The organism is Pseudomonas sp. 18173, from assembly GCF_050432945.1.
Classification (GTDB): Bacteria; Pseudomonadota; Gammaproteobacteria; order Pseudomonadales; family Pseudomonadaceae; genus Aquipseudomonas.
Genome location: NZ_JBKFTN010000005.1, coordinates 157993 through 177773 on the forward strand (window position 1 = coordinate 157993; position 19781 = coordinate 177773).

Annotated in this window: 13 protein-coding genes; 12 read left to right on the plus strand and 1 reads right to left on the minus strand. The window is 61.5% G+C overall.

The window, feature by feature from the left end; all coding sequences use genetic code 11:
• The first annotated feature begins 380 nt into the window (after positions 1–380).
• The 3 genes from ACLD1X_RS07760 (at position 381) to choV (ending at position 3415) form a co-directional block, all read left to right on the plus strand.
• Positions 381–1328 (plus strand): choline ABC transporter substrate-binding protein, encoded by a 948-nt coding sequence (locus ACLD1X_RS07760; protein WP_429366811.1) that lies wholly within the window; start codon positions 381–383, stop codon positions 1326–1328.
• Positions 1329–1394: 66 nt separating this feature from the next.
• Positions 1395–2240, plus strand: coding sequence for a choline ABC transporter permease subunit (gene choW / locus ACLD1X_RS07765; RefSeq protein WP_429366812.1), 846 nt, complete (start codon positions 1395–1397; stop codon positions 2238–2240).
• Positions 2237–3415, plus strand: coding sequence for a choline ABC transporter ATP-binding protein (gene choV / locus ACLD1X_RS07770; protein ID WP_413426407.1), 1179 nt, complete (start codon positions 2237–2239; stop codon positions 3413–3415). The genes choW and choV overlap by 4 nt, the downstream gene beginning before the upstream one ends.
• Before the next feature lie 209 nt (positions 3416–3624).
• On the opposite strand, the gene ACLD1X_RS07775 is transcribed toward choV, so the two are convergent.
• On the minus strand, positions 3625–5565 hold the full coding sequence (locus ACLD1X_RS07775) for a BCCT family transporter (protein ID WP_429366929.1): 1941 nt from the start codon (positions 5563–5565) through the stop codon (positions 3625–3627).
• A 381-nt stretch (positions 5566–5946) separates the two neighbouring features.
• On the opposite strand from ACLD1X_RS07775, the gene betI reads away from it, so the two are divergent.
• The 9 genes from betI to yccS all read left to right on the plus strand — a co-directional run bounded on the left by betI (position 5947) and on the right by yccS (position 19726).
• Complete coding sequence (gene betI / locus ACLD1X_RS07780) at positions 5947–6540, plus strand: transcriptional regulator BetI (RefSeq protein WP_008019478.1); 594 nt, start codon at positions 5947–5949, stop codon at positions 6538–6540.
• Positions 6541–6602: 62 nt separating this feature from the next.
• Entirely contained in the window at positions 6603–8075 is a 1473-nt protein-coding gene (gene betB / locus ACLD1X_RS07785) for a betaine-aldehyde dehydrogenase (protein WP_429366813.1), read from the plus strand.
• Between the two features lie 180 nt (positions 8076–8255).
• Complete coding sequence (gene betA / locus ACLD1X_RS07790) at positions 8256–9956, plus strand: choline dehydrogenase (protein WP_429366814.1); 1701 nt, start codon at positions 8256–8258, stop codon at positions 9954–9956.
• Between the two features lie 251 nt (positions 9957–10207).
• Positions 10208–11650 (plus strand): TldD/PmbA family protein, encoded by a 1443-nt coding sequence (locus tag ACLD1X_RS07795; RefSeq protein WP_429366815.1) that lies wholly within the window; start codon positions 10208–10210, stop codon positions 11648–11650.
• Positions 11650–12987, plus strand: coding sequence for a TldD/PmbA family protein (locus tag ACLD1X_RS07800; protein WP_429366816.1), 1338 nt, complete (start codon positions 11650–11652; stop codon positions 12985–12987). Before ACLD1X_RS07795 ends, ACLD1X_RS07800 begins: the two co-directional genes overlap by 1 nt.
• Positions 12988–13120: 133 nt before the next feature.
• A complete protein-coding gene (gene mdtD, locus ACLD1X_RS07805; RefSeq protein ID WP_429366817.1) occupies positions 13121–14548 on the plus strand; it encodes a multidrug transporter subunit MdtD in 1428 nt (475 codons plus the stop codon).
• A 105-nt stretch (positions 14549–14653) separates the two neighbouring features.
• A complete protein-coding gene (gene dbpA, locus ACLD1X_RS07810; protein ID WP_230853210.1) occupies positions 14654–15991 on the plus strand; it encodes an ATP-dependent RNA helicase DbpA in 1338 nt (445 codons plus the stop codon).
• Positions 15992–16137: 146 nt separating this feature from the next.
• Entirely contained in the window at positions 16138–17316 is a 1179-nt protein-coding gene (locus ACLD1X_RS07815) for an NAD(P)/FAD-dependent oxidoreductase (protein WP_429366818.1), read from the plus strand.
• Between the two features lie 226 nt (positions 17317–17542).
• Positions 17543–19726 carry a YccS family putative transporter gene (yccS, locus tag ACLD1X_RS07820; RefSeq protein ID WP_429366819.1) on the plus strand — a complete coding sequence of 728 codons (2184 nt, stop codon included), beginning with the start codon at positions 17543–17545 and terminating at the stop codon, positions 19724–19726.
• Positions 19727–19781 lie beyond the last annotated feature (55 nt).

Consider the following 19781-nt stretch of genomic DNA (forward strand, 5'->3'; position numbering starts at 1 on the left):
GCTGCTACGCTCAAGCTGCAATCCGCCGAGATGACCGCATCATCAAGCTTTTATCGTGTTGTTCGACGTCTCTAACCGACGCACTCATGCCCACCAGCGCCGCGTGTCTTTTACGCCGTGTTTTCGCCGTTTTTTTGCGGTTCAGAGCGAGAAAATGGGCTGAAAAAATCTGTAAACGACGTCACCGACACTGGATGCGACCATCCCTGTACTGGATACGACGCACCCTGTAGGCGTCAGATTTTCACTGGTACATGATCATATCGACTCGATTGCAAGGCGCCGTGGTAGAGCTGTCTCCAGAACGCCATCCAACCGCAACCTATAAGTGCGGTGGTCCAGTCGGAACACTGCCAAAAAAAACACCAAGGAGTCCATCCATGAAAGGTTCCCCGTCGTTGTTGTTGGCCGCCATGCTTAGTCTGCCGGTTCTGGCGCAAGCCGCAGAACCGGCGCAGTGCAGTACCGTAAACTTCTCCGATGTCGGCTGGACCGACATCACCGCGACAACCGCGACCACCAGCGTCGTGCTCGATGCCCTCGGCTACAAGACCAAGACCACCATGATTTCCGTGCCCGTGACCTACAAGTCCCTGGCCGACGGCAAGAACATGGACGTGTTCCTGGGTAACTGGATGCCGACCATGGAAAACGACATCAAGGCCTATCGCGATGCCGGTACCGTGGATATCGTGCGCACCAACCTCAAGGGCGCCAAGTACACCCTCGCCGTTCCCCAGGCGCTGTACGACAAAGGGCTGCATGACTTCGCCGACATCGCCAAGTTCAAGAAAGAACTCGACGGCAAGATCTACGGCATCGAGCCGGGCAACGACGGCAACCGCCTGATCCAGACGATGATCGACAAGAACGCCTTCGGCCTCAAGGACGCGGGCTTCAAGGTCGTCGAGTCCAGCGAAGCCGGCATGCTGTCGCAGGTCGACCGTGCGCAGAAACGCGACACCGCCGTGGTCTTCCTCGGCTGGGCGCCGCACCCGATGAACAAGCGCTTCAAGATCCAGTACTTGACCGGTGGTGATGACTTCTTCGGCCCGGATTTCGGTGCCGCCACCGTGGCGACCAACACCCGCAAGGGTTACACGCAGGAGTGCAGCAACGTCGGCCAGTTGCTGAAGAACCTGGAGTTCACCGTCGACATGGAAAGCTCGCTGATGGGCAACATCCTGGACGACAAGATGAAGCCTGACGCGGCCGCCAAGGCCTGGCTGAAAAACAATCCACAGGTGCTCGATACCTGGCTCGCTGGCGTGACCACCATTGACGGTAAACCAGGCCTGGAGGCCGTGAAAGCCAAGCTCGCCAAGTAATCGCTTATGCCGGGCGGGTTCGCCCGCCCGGGCTGTTTATTTCCTTGCATGCGGACGTTCACTACCATGCTGATTGATCAGAAAATCCCCTTAGGCCAGTACATCGCGGGCTTCGTTGAATGGTTGACGCAACACGGCGCCAGCACCTTCGACGCAATCGCCGTGACACTGGAAACGATGATCCACGGCGTGACGTTTGCGCTGACCTGGTTCAACCCGCTGGTGTTGATCGGCCTCATCGCTTTGCTCGCGCACTTCATTCAACGCAAATGGGGCCTCACCGCGTTCGTGGTCGCCTCCTTCCTGCTGATCCTCAACCTGGGGTACTGGCAGGAAACCATGGAAACCCTCGCCCAGGTGATGTTCGCGACCCTGGTCTGCGTGGTCATCGGCGTACCGCTGGGTATCGTCGCGGCGCACAAGCCGATGTTCTACACTTTAATGCGTCCGGTACTCGATCTGATGCAGACCGTACCGACCTTCGTTTACCTCATTCCTACCCTGACCCTCTTCGGGCTGGGTGTGGTCCCGGGCCTGATCTCCACGGTGGTGTTCGCGATTGCCGCGCCCATCCGCCTGACCTACCTGGGTATCCGCGATGTCCCGGAAGAATTGATGGACGCCGGCAAGGCCTTTGGCTGCTCGCGTCGCCAACTGCTGACGCGGATCGAACTGCCTCACGCCATGCCGAGCATCGCGGCCGGCATCACCCAGTGCATCATGCTGTCGTTATCGATGGTGGTGATCGCGGCACTGGTAGGCGCCGACGGACTGGGTAAACCGGTGGTCAACGCACTGAATACCGCTGATATCGCCCTGGGCTTCGAAGCGGGCCTGGCGATCGTACTGCTGGCGATCATGCTCGACCGTATCTGCAAACAACCCGAAGCCAAAGTAGGGGGTGACGCATGAGCATAATTCGCTTCGAAGACGTCGACGTGATCTTCACCAAAGATCCACGCGAGGCACTGAAACTTCTCGATCAAGGCTTGACCCGCAGCGAGATCCTGAAAAAGACCGGGCAGATCGTTGGCGTCGAAAAGGCCAGCCTGGACATCGAAAAAGGTGAAATCTGCGTGCTGATGGGCCTGTCCGGCTCCGGCAAATCCAGCCTGCTGCGCTGCATCAACGGCCTCAACACCGTCAGCCGCGGCAAACTGTTCGTCGAACACGAAGGCAAGCAGATCAACATTGCGTCCTGCTCCGCCGCCGAGCTGAAAATGATGCGCACCAAGCGCATTGCGATGGTGTTCCAGAAGTTCGCCCTGATGCCCTGGCTGACCGTTCGCGAGAACATCAGTTTCGGCCTGGAAATGCAGGGTCGTCCCGAGAAGGAACGCCGCAAGCTGGTGGACGACAAGCTCGAGCTGGTGGGCCTGACCCAGTGGCGCAACAAGAAACCCAACGAGCTGTCCGGTGGTATGCAACAACGTGTTGGCCTGGCCCGTGCACTGGCGATGGACGCCGACATCCTGCTGATGGACGAACCGTTCTCGGCACTCGATCCGCTGATCCGCCAAGGCCTGCAAGACGAACTGCTGGAACTGCAACGCAAGCTGCACAAGACCATCGTGTTCGTGAGCCACGACCTCGACGAAGCCCTGAAGCTCGGCAGCCGTATCGCGATCATGAAAGACGGCCGGATCATCCAGTACAGCAAACCGGAAGAAATCGTCCTCAACCCTGCGGACGACTACGTGCGGACCTTCGTGGCCCACACCAACCCGCTGAACGTACTGTGCGGTCGCAGCCTGATGCGCACCCTGGACAACTGCAAACGCATCAACGGTTCGGTATGCCTCGATCCGGGTGGCGATTCGTGGCTGGACCTGGCTGAAGGCAACACCATCAAGGGCGCACGCAAGAACGGCTCGAGCATGGACCTGCAGAACTGGATGCCGGGGCAAGCCGTCGAAGGCCTGGAACGCAAGCCGACGCTGGTGGACTCCAACATCGGCATGCGCGACGCGCTGCAGATTCGTTATCAGACCGGCAACAAACTGGTGCTGCACGATAACAACCATGTGGTGGGGATTCTCGGCGACAGCGAGCTGTATCACGCACTGCTCGGCAAGAACCTGGGGTAAGGCAACAGATGCAAAAACGCCGCGAGAGTATCGCGGCGTTTTTGTTTGTGGGGTATCGGGACATTCAGCTTTGCGGCTGATTGCCCCTTCGCGAGCAAGCCCGCTCCCACATTGGATCTGCGGTGTTCACAAATCCAATGTGGGAGCGGGCTTGCTCGCGAAGAATGCGACGCGGTGCTTCAGACAGAAACACCGCATCAGTTCACTACTTAGCTGTAAACCCGGCCAAGGAGCTGCCGATGGCTTTCAAACTGATCGAGCACGTCACGGGTGATCTGATCCTGGGTGAACCCCATCAAGTCGTAGTCCTGGCTGCCGTTGTGCAGGTACACCTCGGCACGGTAGTAACGCTGGCGCGCCTCATCGGACTGAGCCGATTCGGTTGGCGTGGCCAGGTAGCCGTCCAGGCTCACTTCGTAGACAAACGGGTTGCCCTCTTCCATCTCGATCCGCAGGCCCATGCAACGCTTGGACTTGCCCAGCAGCGTCTGCACTTCCAGCCCTTGGGTACGCAACTGCACAGCCGCATCGTTCAGCGCTGGCGTCACATGCTTGTCCATGAAGCGCTGGACCACCGACTGGCTCGGTTGCAGGTCCAACTGGGTCAAACGCTCAGTGAAACCACGGCGACCGCGTGCCGCCAGTTCCGCTTGCTCCTGTTCGATCTGTACGTCCTGGCGCATGGCCTTGTGCAAGCCGAACATGAAGAACACCAGCACCACCGAGAACGGCAGGCCGGCCAGTACCACCATGGTTTGCATGGCTTCGAAGTTGCCGGCGAACAGCAGGCCGATGGTCACCAGGGTGATCACCGCCGACCAGAAGATCCGCAGCCAGTGCGGCGCGTCTTCATCAACGGTGCCGCCTTTGCAGGACAGGTTGGCCATCATCACCGCGCCGGAGTCCGCCGGGGTCAGGAACAGCACGAAACCGACAAAGATCGACACGCCGATCACCACTTTCGACGCCGGGTAATGCTCAAGCAACTGGTAGATCGCCATGGATGGCTGTTCCAGCGCGGTCTTGCCGAGTTCTACCGCCCCATGGTTCATCACCAGGTCCAGGGCCGAGTTACCGAAGATCGACAGCCACGCCAGGGTAAAGCCCAGCGGAATCAGCAGCACGCCAGCGACCAGCTCACGCACGGTGCGACCACGGGAAATACGCGCGATGAACATGCCCACGAATGGCGCCCAGGAAATCCACCAGGCCCAGTAGAACAGGGTCCACAGGCCCAGCCAGCGGTCGGACTTCTCACTGTCGCCTTCGTACACATACAGGTCGAAAGTCTTCAGCACCACGCCGTTCAGGTAGTCGCCGACGTTCTGCACGAAGCCGTTGAGCAGGTGCAGGGTCGGGCCGAACAACAGGACGAAAATCAGCAGGCCGCTGAACAGCACGATGTTCAGGTTGGACAGACGACGGATGCCGTTTTCCACGCCCGACACGGCAGCGATGGTCGCCACGGTGCTCATCACGATGATCACGATCAGCAGGTTGGTGTTGCTGTGCTCCATGCCGAACAGGTTTTCCAGCCCGGACGACACTTGCAGCGAGCCAATCCCCAGGTTGGTCACCAGACCCAGCAGGGTCACGAACATGCCGAAGCCGTCCACCGCATGCCCGGCCGCGCCCTTGACCCAACGCTCACCCGCCAGCGGGTACAACGCCGAGCGCAACGCCAGCGGCTGGTTATGCCGGTAGGCAAAGTACGCCACGGCCAGGCCGACCAATGCGTAGATCGCCCAGCCATGCAGGCCCCAGTGCAGGAAGGTCAGCTGCACCGCCTGACGGGCGGCAAGGTTGCTGCCGGCCACGCCTTCCGGCGGGTTGAAGTAGTGGTCCAGCGGCTCGGAAGCACCGAAGTACAGCAGCGAAATACCGATACCCGAGGAGAACAGCATCCCCGCCCAGGCACCATAGCTGAAGTCCGGGGTGTCATCCTTGCTGCCGAGCTTGAGTTTGCCGTAGGACGAAAACGCCAGGCCGACGACAAAAATCAGGTAGGCGGCAATCACCACCATGTAGTACCAGCCGAAGCTGCGGGACAACCAGGCTTGCGCCGTACCCAGCATTCTGCCGGCCTCTTGCGGGGCGATGATCAGAATGGCGGTCAACAACAGAATCAACGCGGTAGAGGTGTAGAACACCCAACCGTTGACCGTCACCTTCTCGGGTGGGGTCTTTATTAGCGAGGCAGAACTCATGGCACAGATGCTCCGGGCAGTGCGAGAGAAGAACGCAAGACAAACGGGTTACCCGACCAATCGGTTAGTGGGCAGCCGACCGGCGGGTGATATAAAGACAGCCCGAAAAAAGCCCGAAGCCCATGAGACGCCGTGGCGTATAGGCTTCGAGCCGTTTCGGATGTCGGTTTGCCGCCATTTACACGTAGGAAAAATCTGTAAGCAGCGACGATTTGTCGCAGATCTTATTCTTTGTTGATTGAACGTTCAATCAAAACAAAATAGACTGGCCCTCAAGCCGGTAGCCGTCTGACGTCTGCCGCAAGGCCTAAGGAGATGTGCAAGATGCCCAAGGTCGGTATGCAACCCATCCGCCGCCAGCAATTGATCGAAGCCACTTTGCTGGCCGTCGATCAGGTCGGAATGGGGGACGCCAGCATTGCGCTGATCGCCCGTTTGGCCGGTGTCTCGAATGGCATCATCAGTCACTACTTTCAGGACAAGAATGGCCTGATCGCCGCCACCATGGGGTACCTGATGACCGTCCTGAGCGAGAACGTCACCGCGCGCCGATTGGCGCTGACAGATGACAGCCCGCGGGCGCATCTGCAGGTGATCATCGAAGGCAACTTCGACGCCAGCCAGGTCAATGGCCCGGCAATGAAAACCTGGCTGGCCTTCTGGGCCACCAGCATGCACCAGCCGTCTTTGCACAGGTTGCAGCGGATCAACGATCACCGTCTGTATTCCAACCTGTGCTGCCAGTTCCGCCGTGTGCTGCCGCTCAATGATGCGCGCAGCGCCGCCCGTGGCCTGGCAGCGTTGATCGACGGCTTGTGGTTGCGCGGCGCGCTGTCGGGAGATGCTTTCGACACCGGGCAGGCGCAACAGATTGCGTACGAATACATGGATACCCAACTGGCCAAGCGGGTGAGTTAGAGCACACATAAACGCTCAACCCCTGAACCGCGCCAATCACTTAATGCTCTTGCGAGGACTTTATGGCCCGTTTCGAACTGCAAAAACTCTACATCGATGGCGCTTACAGCGACGCCAGCAGCGACGCTACTTTCGAAGCCATCAACCCGGCTAACGGTGAAGTCCTCGCAAAAGTACAACGTGCGACCAAGGAAGACGTCGAGCGCGCGGTGGTCAGCGCCGAAAAGGGCCAGAAGATCTGGGCGGCGATGACCGCCATGGAGCGTTCGCGCATCCTGCGTCGCGCCGTGGAAATCCTGCGCGAGCGCAACGATGAACTGGCTGCCCTGGAAACCCTGGACACCGGTAAAGCATTCTCCGAAACCAAATACGTCGACATCGTCACCGGCGCTGACGTGCTGGAATACTACGCAGGCCTGGTACCTGCCATCGAAGGCGAGCAGATTCCGCTGCGCACCACCTCGTTCGTCTACACCCGTCGCGAGCCGCTGGGCATCGTGGCCGGTATCGGCGCGTGGAACTACCCGATCCAGATCGCCCTGTGGAAATCCGCACCGGCCCTGGCCGCCGGTAACGCGATGATCTTCAAGCCAAGCGAAGTCACCTCGCTGACCACCCTGAAACTGGCCGAGATCTACACCGAAGCCGGCCTGCCTGACGGCGTGTTCAACGTCCTGACCGGCAGCGGCCGCGAAGTCGGCACCTGGCTGACCGAGCACCCGCGCATCGAGAAAGTCTCGTTCACCGGCGGTACCGACACCGGCAAGAAAGTCATGGCCAGCGCTTCGGCTTCCTCGCTCAAAGACGTGACCATGGAACTGGGCGGCAAGTCCCCGCTGATCATCTGCGACGACGCCGACCTCGATCGCGCCGCCGACACCGCGATGATGGCCAACTTCTACAGCTCCGGCCAGGTCTGCACCAACGGCACTCGCGTATTCGTGCCAGCTCACCTGAAAGCGGCCTTCGAAGCCAAGATCGTCGAGCGCGTTGCACGCATCCGTATCGGCAACCCGCAAGACGAAAACACCAACTTCGGTCCGCTGGTCAGCTTCGCCCACATGGAAAACGTGCTGGGTTACATCGCCAAGGGCAAGGAAGAAGGCGCCCGCGTACTGTGCGGCGGTGAGCGTCTGACCGATGGCGAATTCGCCAAAGGCGCCTTCGTGGCCCCGACCGTGTTCACCGACTGCACCGACGACATGACCATCGTGCGTGAAGAAATCTTTGGCCCGGTGATGGCGATCCTCACCTACGAAACCGAAGAAGAAGTGATCCGCCGCGCCAACGACACCGACTTCGGCCTCGCCGCCGGTATCGTCACCAAGGACCTGAACCGCGCGCACCGCGTGATTCATCAGCTGGAAGCCGGTATCTGCTGGATCAACGCCTGGGGCGAGTCCGACGCGAAGATGCCGGTTGGCGGCTACAAGCAGTCGGGTGTTGGTCGCGAGAACGGCATCAGCTCGCTGAACAACTTCACCCGCATCAAATCGGTACAGGTCGAGCTGGGCGATTACGCCTCGGTGTTCTAAGAACCGAGTTTTGTATTGCCTGCGAGGGCCTCTTCGCGGGCAAGCCCGCTCCCACAGGTTCGGCGTCGTCCGCCAAATCTGTGGCAGCCCCCAATCCTTGTGGGAGCTGGCTTGCCAGCGAATCGAGTGCGCAGCACTCGCCTAGGCCCGAACTGACCACTATCAAAGAGGGTGCATTCAATGTCCCAAGAATTCGATTACATCATCATCGGTGCCGGCTCCGCCGGTAACACCCTGGCGACCCGTCTGACCGAAGACGCAGGCGTCACTGTCCTGCTGCTCGAAGCGGGCGGCCCGGACTACCGTTTGGACTTCCGTACGCAGATGCCGGCCGCTTTGGCGTTCCCGCTGCAAGGCCGTCGCTACAACTGGGCCTACGAAACCGATCCGGAGCCGCACATGGACGGTCGCCGCATGGAGTGCGGTCGCGGCAAGGGCCTGGGCGGTTCTTCGCTGATCAACGGCATGTGCTACATCCGCGGCAACGCCATGGACTACGACGGCTGGGCAAAATTGCCAGGCCTTGAGGACTGGTCGTACCTGGACTGCCTGCCCTATTTTAGAAAAGCGGAAACCAGGGACATCGGCCCGAACGACTACCACGGTGGCGAAGGCCCGGTCAGCGTGACCACGCCCAAAGCCGGCAACAACCCGCTGTTCCACGCCATGGTTGAAGCAGGCGTGCAGGCCGGTTACCCGCGTACCGAAGACTTGAACGGCTACCAGCAGGAAGGCTTCGGCCCGATGGACCGCACCGTGACGCCTAAAGGCCGTCGTTCCAGCACCGCTCGCGGCTACCTGGACACTGCCAAGAAGCGTTCGACCCTGACCATCGTCACCCACGCCCTGACCGACAAGATCCTGTTCGAAGGCAAGCGTGCGGTTGGCGTGCGTTACCTGGTCGGCGCGGCTGAAGAGCGTGTCGAGGTCAAGGCCCGCAAGGAAGTGTTGCTGTGCTCCGGCGCCATCGCTTCGCCGCAGATCCTGCAACGCTCCGGTGTCGGCCCGGCGAAACTGCTGCAAAGCCTCGACATTCCGGTGGTCCACGACCTGCCGGGCGTTGGTGAAAACCTGCAGGACCACCTTGAGTTGTACCTGCAATACGCTTGCACTCAACCGGTCTCGCTGTACCCGTCGCTGCTCTTGCACAACCAGCCGGCCATCGGTGCCGAGTGGCTGTTCAACGGCACCGGCATCGGCGCCAGCAACCAGTTCGAAGCCGGCGGTTTCATCCGTACCCGTCCGGAATTCGAATGGCCGAACATCCAGTACCACTTCCTGCCGGTGGCGATTAACTACAACGGCAGCAATGGTGTGAAAGAGCACGGCTTCCAGGCGCACATGGGCTCCATGCGTTCGCCTAGCCGTGGTCGCATCCAGGTCAAGTCCAAGGACCCGCGCCAGCACCCGAGCATCCTGTTCAACTACATGGCCACCGAGCAGGACTGGCAGGAGTTCCGCGACGGCATCCGCCTGACCCGTGAAATCATGCAGCAACCTGCACTGGACGCCTTCCGTGGTCGCGAGATCAGCCCGGGCATCGAGGTGCAAACCGACGAGCAACTGGACAAGTTCATCCGCGAACACGCCGAAACCGCGTTCCACCCGTCCTGCTCGTGCAAGATGGGCACCGACGAGATGGCCGTGGTCGATGGCCAGGGTCGCGTGCATGGCATGCAGGGCCTGCGTGTGGTCGATGCCTCGATCATGCCGATCATCACCACCGGCAACCTCAACGCGCCGACGATCATGATGGCCGAGAAAATCGCCGACAAGATCCGTGGCCGCAAGCCGTTGCCGCGCAGCAAAGCCACTTACTATGTGGCGGGCGGAGCGCCGGTGAAGGGCAAGCCGGTGCGGGAAGTGACTCAGACCGCATAACACCGCGTAGCGGCCAATCGCGGGCAAGCCCGCTCCCACAGGATATGCGCGATTTCAAGATTGGCGCATGACCTTGTGGGAGCGGGCTTGCTCGCGAAGAGGCCCTGAAGAACAACACAACAATCCCCTCCCACACTGCTCTATCCTTGATCCCACCCCCCTCGCAGGCCTAATCTAGCGCCACGCAAACGTTTCACCTCTTCCCCTCGCAACACCGCTGCGCCGCCACTCCATACCCAGGAGGTCCACGAATGTTCGATTTCTACCCCCAGCTCAAGCAGCGCTTCGCCGCCTTGCGCACGGGTGCCGAATTCTTTTCCCTGCGTTATGTGCGCGAATCCGGGCAGTACCTGTCGGTGCGCAAGAACGTCGCCGAACCGCCAAGCCTGAGCCGTGACGAAGGGGCGATGCTGACCGTGCGGGTCAATGGCGTCGAGGCCTATGCCGCAACCAACGATTTGTCGCAACACGGCCTGCAAGCAGCCCTCGAACGCGCCGAACTCCAGGCCCGTCGACTCAAGCCCCACGCCTTGCTGGACCTGCGTGAGCAGGCTGTTTCCAGCGACCGCGCCGATTACTTTTCGCCCAACCTCGACCAGGCCTTCCCGTCCCTGAGCGACTGCTACGCATTACTCGGCGCCGAATCCGCCGCCGTACCGAAAGACGAGCGGCTGGTGAACTGGCAGGTCAGCCTGGGCATCACCCATGTCGAGCAGATTTACCTCAACAGCGCCGGTGCCGAACTGCGCCAGGCCCAACGCTTTGTGTACCCCGGCCTGGATGTCACGGCCTACGACGGCAACGACAGCCAGACCCGCAGCCTGGGCCGCGAGAACTTCGGCCAGCAAGGCGCGGCGGATGTCATCAGCCGCTGCGGGCTGATCGGTGCCGGTGCCCAGGTGGCCGATCAGGCCCTGCAATTGCTGCTGGCGCCAAACACCCCGCAAGGCAAGCGCGACCTGCTGCTGATGCCCGACCAGATGATGCTGCAAATCCACGAGTCCATCGGTCACCCGCTGGAGCTGGACCGCATTCTCGGTGACGAGCGCAATTACGCCGGCACCAGTTTCGTCAAAGCTGAAGATTTCGGCCGCCTGCAATACGGTTCCGGCCTGCTCAACGTGACCTTCGACCCGAGCATCCCCGAGGAACTCGCCAGCTACGGCCATGACGACGACGGCACGCCCGCCAGCAAACAGTTCCTGATCCGCGAAGGCTTGTTGCTGCGGCCGCTGGGCGGTGCGCTTTCGCAATTCCGTGCCGGCATGGACGGCGTCGCCAACAGCCGTGCCTGCGGCTGGAACCGTCCGCCGATCGACCGCATGGCCAACCTCAACATCGAGCCGGGCGACCAGTCCATCGAACAGCTGATCGGCGGTATCGAACACGGCGTGCTGATGTCGACCAACCGTTCCTGGTCGATCGACGATGCCCGCAACAAATTCCAGTTCGGCTGCGAGTGGGGCCAACTGATTGAAAACGGCGAACTCAAGGGCGTGGTGAAGAATCCCAATTACAGGGGCATCTCCGCACAGTTCTGGAAGAGCCTCAGCGCCGTCGGCGATGCCGGTACCCTCAAGGTCCTCGGCACACCGAACTGCGGCAAGGGTGAACCGAACCAGGTGATCCGCGTCGGCCACGCGTCACCGGCCTGCGTGTTCAGCAATGTCGATGTATTCGGAGGAGACGCCTGATGAATCCTTCAAACAGTTCGTCCGCGTCGTTCAAGGCGCTGGTCAACAGCCTGCGTGAAGCACTCCGCGAGCCCGAACAGTTCACCCTCAGCTACGCCGCCGAATCGTCGGCCTTCGTGCGCTTCAACCACGCCAAGGTACGTCAGGCCGGTCAGGTGCAGCAGGCGAGTATCGGCCTGAAGCTGATCAACGAAGGCCGCCATGCCGACCTGAACATCACCCTGGCCGGCGATCCAAAGGTTGATCTGCAACGCTTGACCGAAGGCCTGCAACAGCTGCGGGAAACCTTGCCGCTGCTGCCTCAGGATCCTTATCTGCTGCTCAACCACAATGGCTGGCAGAGCAACAATGTGCAGTCGCATCCACTGCCGGACACCGAGCAGGTGGTCGCGCAGATTACCCAGGCCGCCGAAGGACTGGATCTTGTCGGTTTCTACGCGGCCGGGCCGATCAGCCGTGGCTTTGCCAGTTCTTCGGGTGCCTTCGGCTGGCATCAGGCCAACAGTTTCAATTTCGACTTCAGCCTGTTCCACGAAAACGGCCAGGCCGTCAAAGCCAGCTACGCCGGGCACGACTGGAGCAGCGAAGGCTTTGCCAAACGCTTCCAACTGGCCCGCGAGCAGCTTGAATTTCTGGGGCGGCCGCTGCGCACTCTGGCCCCCGGCCAGTACCGCGCTTACCTGGCACCGGCGGCACTGGAAGAAATCATGGGCATGCTGTGCTGGGGTGGTTTCTCGGCACAGTCGATTGCCAGCAAGAGCAGCCCGCTGCAAAAGCTCTACGGTGGTGACAGCGCTTTCAGCCCGCTGGTCTCGCTGGATGAAAAAGTCAGCGGCTCGCTGAGCCCGGCGTTCTCCGATGAAGGTTATCCACGCAGTGACCTGGGGTTGATCGTCGATGGCAAGGCCGGGGCACAACTGGTCAGTTCGCGCAGCGCCGCGGAATACGGTTTGACTGCCAATGGCGCCAGCGGCGGTGAATCTCCGAGCGCGCTGAACATGAAAGCCGGGCTGTTGCCTGACACTGACATCCTCAAGCAACTGGGCACGGGGCTGTACATCAGCAACCTGTGGTACCTGAACTTCTCGGATCAACCGGCCGCACGCCTGACCGGCATGACCCGCTTTGCCACGTTCTGGGTCGAGAACGGCGAGATTCAGGCACCGGTCAGCACCATGCGCTTTGATGACAGCGCCTTCAGCCTGCTCGGTTCGCAGCTCGAAGCGCTGACCGCAGAGCGGGAGTTGTTGCTGTCGGCGAGCACCTATAGCCAGCGGGCAACGGCGTCGGCGTTGCTGCCGGGGGCACTGGTGAGTCGGTTGACCTTGACGCTGTAAACACAATACCTGTGGGAGCGGGCTTGCCCGCGAAAGCGGTGGGTCAGTCGATATTGATGTTGAATGTTATGACCTCTTCGCGGGCAAGCCCGCTCCCACAGGGTCCGGTTACCTGACCACCACAAGAGGTCCCATGCCCAACCGCCCGCCTCTCGACGCCGTCACCGCCCGCTGGGTGCCGTGGGTCGTCGCCATCGCGTTTTTCATGCAGTCCCTCGACGGGACGATTCTCAACACCGCCCTGCCGGCCATGGCCCGCGACCTGGCCGAAGACCCCTTGCGCATGCAGGGTGTGATCATCGCCTACATGCTCACGGTTGCCTTGTTGATTCCCGCTTCGGGCTGGATCGCCGACCGTTTTGGCACCAAGAAGATCTTCTTCAGCGCCATCTTGCTGTTCAGTCTCGGCTCGCTGCTCTGCGCACTGTCGAGCAGCCTGAGCCTGCTGATTGGCGCCCGGGTGATCCAGGGCCTGGGTGGTGCGCTGATGCTGCCGGTCGGGCGGCTGGTGGTGTTGCGTGCCTACCCGCGCTCGGAGCTGGTGCGGATCATGGGCTTCATCACCATTCCCGGGCTGCTCGGCCCGTTGATCGGCCCGACCATGGGCGGCTGGATGGTGCAATTCCTGACCTGGCACTGGATCTTCCTGATCAACCTGCCGGTGGGCCTGGTCGGTTGCTACGCCGTGTGGAAATTCATCCCGGACCTGCGCGGCACCGAGCGCACGCGCTTCGATAGCCTGGGCTTCGTGCTGTTCGGCGCGGCGATGATCCTGATCACCATCGCCATGGAAGGCCTGGGCGAATTGCACCTGCCACACCTGCGGGTGATGTTGCTGCTGTTCGGCGGCATGGCTTGCCTGGCGGCATACTGGCTGCGCGCCGGGCATGTCGAGAATCCGCTGTTCGCGCCGTCTCTGTTCAAGACCCGGACCTTTGCCGTGGGCATTCTCGGCAACCTGTTCGCCCGCCTCGGCAGCGGTGCCCTGCCCTTTCTGGTGCCGTTGCTGCTGCAAGTGGCACTGGGTTACTCGCCGTCCCAGGCCGGGATGAGCATGCTGCCGCTGGCGGCGGCGGCGATGATCGCCAAGTGGGTCGCGCGGCCACTGATCGAGCGTCTGGGTTATCGCATCGTGCTCACCGGCAACACCCTGGCCCTGGGCATCATGCTGGCCGCCATGGGCCTGGTCAGCGAGCAGACACCGTACTGGCTGCTGCTGTGCATGCTGGCGATCCTTGGCGCGATCAACTCCCTGCAGTTCACCGCGATGAACACCGTGACCCTGATCGACCTCGACGACGCCAGCGCCAGCAGCGGCAACAGCCTGCTGTCGGTGGTCGCGCAATTGTCCCTGAGCCTTGGCGTGGCGTGCGCCGGTGCGTTGCTCGGCGGCTTCACGGCGGAGATTGGTAACGATGGCGTGGAGACGGTCCTGGGGGCGTTCCAGCTGACCTTCGTGACCGTCGGAATCATGGCGATGCTGGCGGCGACAATCTTTTCGCAACTGTCAAAGAATGACGGACGGCGAGTCAAACGTCCGGAAGAACACATAGAGCCTTAGGGCGAATGGCCACCGGGCTGGTACACTGCGCGACATTTTGTTTTGCAGGCCAGTCCCGTGACCACCATCGCCACCGAATTTAATACTTTGCCGCTGTCCGCCGCCATGCTGGCTAACCTCGACTCCCTCGGTTATGCCCAGATGACGCCGATCCAGGCGCAAAGCTTGCCGGTGATCCTCAAGGGGATGGACCTGATCGCCCAGGCCAAGACCGGCAGCGGCAAGACCGCTGCGTTCGGCATCGGCCTGCTGAACCCGATCAATCCGCGCTATTTCGGTTGCCAGGCGCTGATCCTGTGCCCGACCCGTGAGCTGGCCGACCAGGTCGCCAAGGAAATCCGCCGCCTGGCCCGTGCCGAAGACAACATCAAGGTCCTGACCCTGTGCGGCGGCGTGTCCCTCGGCCCGCAGATCGCTTCGCTGGAACACGGTGCGCACATCATCGTCGGCACCCCGGGCCGCATCCAGCAGCACCTGCGCAAGGGCTCGCTGGTCCTCCATGGCCTGAACACCCTGATCCTCGACGAAGCCGACCGCATGCTCGACATGGGTTTCTACGACTCCATCGAAGAAATCATCATGCAGGCCCCGGAGCGTCGCCAGACCCTGCTGTTCTCCGCCACCTACCCGGTCGGCATCAAGCAGCTGGCCTCGAAGTTCATGCGCAACCCGCAACAGGTCAAGGCCGAAGCGTTCCACGACGACACGCAGATCGAGCAGCGTTTCTACGAAATCTCCCCGGACGACCGCATGAGTGCGGTGACCAAGGTGCTTGGCCACTTCCGCCCGGCATCCTGCGTGGCCTTCTGCTTCACCAAGCAACAGGTCCAGGAAACCGTCGATCACCTGACCGCCAAAGGCATTTCTGCCGTCGGCCTGCACGGCGATCTGGAACAGCGTGACCGCGACCAGGTGCTGGCGATGTTCGCCAACCGCAGTACTTCGGTACTGGTCGCCACCGACGTCGCTGCCCGCGGCCTCGACATCGACTCGCTGGACATGGTGATCAACGTCGAACTGGCCCGTGATTCGGAGATCCACATTCACCGCGTGGGCCGTACCGGCCGTGCCGGTGAGAAAGGCCTGGCCATCAGCCTGGTCGCGCCGTCCGAAGCGCAGCGTGCACAAGCCATCGAACAATTGCAGAAGACGCCGTTGACCTGGGACCAGGTGGACAACCTCACCTCCAAGGGCGGCGGCCCGCTGCTGCCGCAGATGAGCACCCTGTGCATCGCTGCCGGCCGCAAGGACAAGGTTCGTCCTGGCGACATTCTTGGCGCACTGACCGGTGACGCCGGCATCCCTGGTGCCCAGGTCGGCAAGATCGCCATTTTCGACTTCCAGGCCTATGTGGCCGTAGAGCGCGGCGTCGCCAAGCAGGCCTTGCAACGTTTGAATGACGGCAAGATCAAGGGCCGTTCGTTGCGCGTTCGTATCCTGTAAGAACAACGTATACCCCTGTGGGAGCGGGCTTGCCCGCGATGAGGCCAGAACATTCAACATCAATGTTGCCTGTCAGTCCGCCATCGCGGGCAAGCCCGCTCCCACATGGATCGCCGGTGAATTTGAAATTTTGTGAGGACACCGTTTTGCGCTCTACCGAAGTCGTGATCATTGGCGCTGGCGCCGCAGGGTTGATGTGTGCACTGACCGCCGCCGGGCGCGGGCGCGAGGTGTTGCTGCTCGACCATGCCAACAAGGCCGGCAAGAAAATCCTGATGTCGGGCGGTGGCCGCTGCAATTTCACCAACATGTACACAGAGCCGGGCAATTTCCTCTCGCAGAACGCGCATTTCTGCAAATCCGCCCTGGCCCGTTACACCCAATGGGATTTCATCGGCATGGTGGCCAAGCATGGCGTGCCGTACCACGAGAAAAAACTCGGCCAGTTGTTCTGCGATAACAAATCCAGCGACATCCTCGAAATGCTCCTCAACGAATGCGACCAGGTCGGCGTAAGCCTGCACCTGGACACCTCGATCCAGACCATCGAGCGGCTTGAGAAGGGCTACCTGCTGGACACCACAATGGGCCAGGTCACCTGCCAATCGCTGGTGATCGCCACCGGCGGCCTGTCGATTCCGACCCTGGGCGCCACCGGTTTCGGCTACCAGGTGGCCAGGCAATTCGGCCATGAATTGCTGCCGACCCGCGCAGGCCTGGTGCCGTTCACCATCACCGACCAGCTCAAGGCCTTGTGCACCGAGTTGTCCGGTACGTCGGTGGATTGCCTGGTGAGCTGCAACGACCAGAGCTTCCGCGAGAACATCCTGTTCACCCACCGCGGCCTCAGCGGCCCGGCGATTTTGCAGATTTCGTCGTTCTGGGAGTCCGGCGATACCGTCGAGATCAACCTGCTGCCGGATCACGACGTGCCGGGCTGGCTGCAACAGCAACAGGCCGAACGTCCCAACAGCGAACTGAAAACCCTGCTCGGGGAAATCTTCACCAAGAAGATGGCCAACCTGCTGGCGGACAACTGGTTCGTCTCCAAACCGATGAAGCAGTACACCCACGCCGAACTGGCCGATATCGCGGAAAAACTGGCGAGCTGGAAAGTCGTGCCGGCGGGCACCGAAGGCTATCGCACCGCCGAGGTGACCCTGGGTGGCGTCAACACCAATGAAGTGTCGTCCAAGACCATGGAATCGCTGAAAAGCCCGGGGCTGTACTTCATCGGCGAAGTGCTGGACGTGACCGGGCATCTGGGCGGGTTCAACTTCCAGTGGGCCTGGGCCTCCGGTTACGCCGCTGCGCAATACGTCTGACCGTACACATAACAAAATGTGGGAGCGGGCTTGCTCGCGAAGGGGCCATAACATTCAACATCAATGTTGGCTGAAAGGACGCTTTCGCGAGCAAGCCCGCTCCCACATTTGTTTTATGTTGTTCGGTAAAGGAACAGATTTTGCTGTCTGATGTGATCGACGCCATTGCGTCGGCGTCATTAGTGGCTCAATTTAGCGTCATTGCCTCGGAAGGCCTTCGCATTTCATGTCATCGACTTCGTTCCGCCAGTCTCTGCGTCGCCTTTGGGCGCTGGATAAGTTCAGCTACAGCGTGCGGGTATTCATTGCCCTGACCGGCACCATGGCGCTGTGTTGGTATCAGGACGAAATGGGCCTGCTGATCCCGTTGTTCCTGGGGATTATCGCCAGCGCCCTGGCCGAGACCGACGACAGCTGGCAGGGCCGCCTCAACGCGTTGGCCGTGACGCTGGTGTGTTTCGCCGTTGCCGCCCTGTCTGTCGAACTGCTCTTCCCCTACCCCTCGCTGTTTATCGTTGCCTTCGCCCTGGCTGCGTTCTGCCTGACCATGCTCGGCGCCCTCGGCGAGCGCTATGGCGCGATTGCCTCGGCGACGTTGATCCTGTCGGTCTACACCATGATCGGCGTGGACCAGCGTGGCGGTGCGGTCACCGACGTCTGGCATGAGCCGGTACTGCTAGTGGCCGGCGCTGCGTGGTACGGCCTGCTCTCGGTGTTGTGGCAGGCACTGTTTTCCAATCAGCCGGTGCAGCAGAGCCTGGCGCGGCTGTTCCGCGAGCTGGGCTTTTACCTGAAGCTGAAATCCTCGCTGTTCGAGCCGGTCCGGCAAATGGACGTGGAGGCGCGACGCCTGGAACTGGCCCAGCAGAACGGCCGGGTGGTGGCGGCACTGAACGCCGCCAAGGAGATCATCCTGCACCGGGTCGGTAATGGCCGACCGGGGTCGAAAGTCAGCCGCTACCTGAAACTGTACTTCCTCGCCCAGGACATCCACGAACGCGCCAGCTCTTCGCACTACCCTTACAACGCCCTGGCCGAGGCCTTCTTCCACAGTGACGTGCTGTTCCGCTGCCAGCGCCTGTTGCGCCAGCAAGGCAAAGCCTGCCGGGCCCTGGCCGAATCGATCCAGATGCGCCAGCCGTTCACCTACGACGCCGGTTTCGCCGAAGCCCTGAGCGACCTGGATGCCTCCCTCGAACACCTGCGCATCCAGAGCAACCCGGCCTGGCGCGGCTTGCTGCGCTCACTGCGGGCACTGGCGGCCAACCTCGGCACCCTCGACCGCCTGCTCAGCGATGCGAGCAACCCTGACGCCCTGGCCGACGCCACCGACAGCAGCCTGCTTGACCGTTCGCCGCGCAACCTCAAGGACGTGTGGCTGCGCTTGCGCACGCAGCTGACGCCGACCTCGCTGCTGTTTCGCCATGCCCTGCGATTGCCCCTGGCGCTGAGCATCGGCTACGCCATGGTGCATTTGATTCACCCGTCCCAAGGCTACTGGATCATCCTCACTACGCTGTTCGTCTGCCAACCGAACTACGGCGCCACCCGCCGCAAACTCGGTCAACGGATCATCGGCACCGCCATCGGCCTGACCCTGGCCTGGGCGCTGTTCGACCTGTTCCCGAACCCGCTGATCCAGTCGTGTTTCGCCATTGCCGCCGGGGTGGTGTTCTTTACCAACCGCACCACCCGCTACACCCTGGCGACGGCAGCAATCACCTTGATGGTGCTGTTCTGCTTCAACCAGGTGGGTGACGGCTACGGGCTGTTCGTGCCCCGGTTGTTCGATACCTTGCTCGGCAGCCTGATCGCCGGGCTGGCGGTGTTCCTGTTCCTGCCGGACTGGCAGGGACGGCGCCTGAACAAAGTGCTGGCCAACACCCTGACCTGCAACAGCATTTACCTGCGCCAGATCATGCAGCAATACGCTGCCGGCAAAAGCGACGACCTGGCCTACCGCCTGGCCCGCCGCAATGCGCACAACGCCGACGCGGCGCTGTCGACCACATTGGCCAACATGCTGATGGAGCCCGGACATTTCCGAAAGGAGGCGGATGTCGGCTTTCGCTTCCTGGTGCTGTCGCACACGCTACTCAGTTACCTGTCGGGCCTGGGCGCGCACCGGGAAACCCAACTGCCGGCGGACGTGCGTGAGCACTTGATCGAGGGGGCCGGGGTGAAACTCGCCGCCAGTATCGACGAGATCGCCCAAGGGCTGGCGAGCAAGTCTTCGATTGCGATTCAGAGCGATGAAGAAGAAGCGCTGGCCAGTGAACTGGAGCAGATGCCCGATGAAATCGATGAAGGCCAGCGGTTGGTGCAGACGCAGCTGGCGCTGATTTGCCGCCAGCTCGGGCCGTTGCGGACATTGGCGGCGCATCTCATCAAGGACACCAGCGAAGATTGAGATTTGTAGTGTCTGAGCGGGCCTCTTCGCGAGCAGGCTCGCTCCCACAGGGATC

Coding starts and splice junctions, on each gene's coding strand:
- mdtD (WP_429366817.1), top strand. CDS start 13,121: ATGCCCAACCGCCCGCCTCTCGACGCCGTCACCGCCCGCTGGGTGCCG.
- betI (WP_008019478.1), top strand. CDS start 5,947: ATGCCCAAGGTCGGTATGCAACCCATCCGCCGCCAGCAATTGATCGAA.
- dbpA (WP_230853210.1), top strand. CDS start 14,654: ATGCTGGCTAACCTCGACTCCCTCGGTTATGCCCAGATGACGCCGATC.
- ACLD1X_RS07795 (WP_429366815.1), top strand. CDS start 10,208: ATGTTCGATTTCTACCCCCAGCTCAAGCAGCGCTTCGCCGCCTTGCGC.
- ACLD1X_RS07760 (WP_429366811.1), top strand. CDS start 381: ATGAAAGGTTCCCCGTCGTTGTTGTTGGCCGCCATGCTTAGTCTGCCG.
- ACLD1X_RS07800 (WP_429366816.1), top strand. CDS start 11,650: ATGAATCCTTCAAACAGTTCGTCCGCGTCGTTCAAGGCGCTGGTCAAC.
- choV (WP_413426407.1), top strand. CDS start 2,237: ATGAGCATAATTCGCTTCGAAGACGTCGACGTGATCTTCACCAAAGAT.
- choW (WP_429366812.1), top strand. CDS start 1,395: ATGCTGATTGATCAGAAAATCCCCTTAGGCCAGTACATCGCGGGCTTC.
- betA (WP_429366814.1), top strand. CDS start 8,256: ATGTCCCAAGAATTCGATTACATCATCATCGGTGCCGGCTCCGCCGGT.
- betB (WP_429366813.1), top strand. CDS start 6,603: ATGGCCCGTTTCGAACTGCAAAAACTCTACATCGATGGCGCTTACAGC.
- yccS (WP_429366819.1), top strand. CDS start 17,543: ATGTCATCGACTTCGTTCCGCCAGTCTCTGCGTCGCCTTTGGGCGCTG.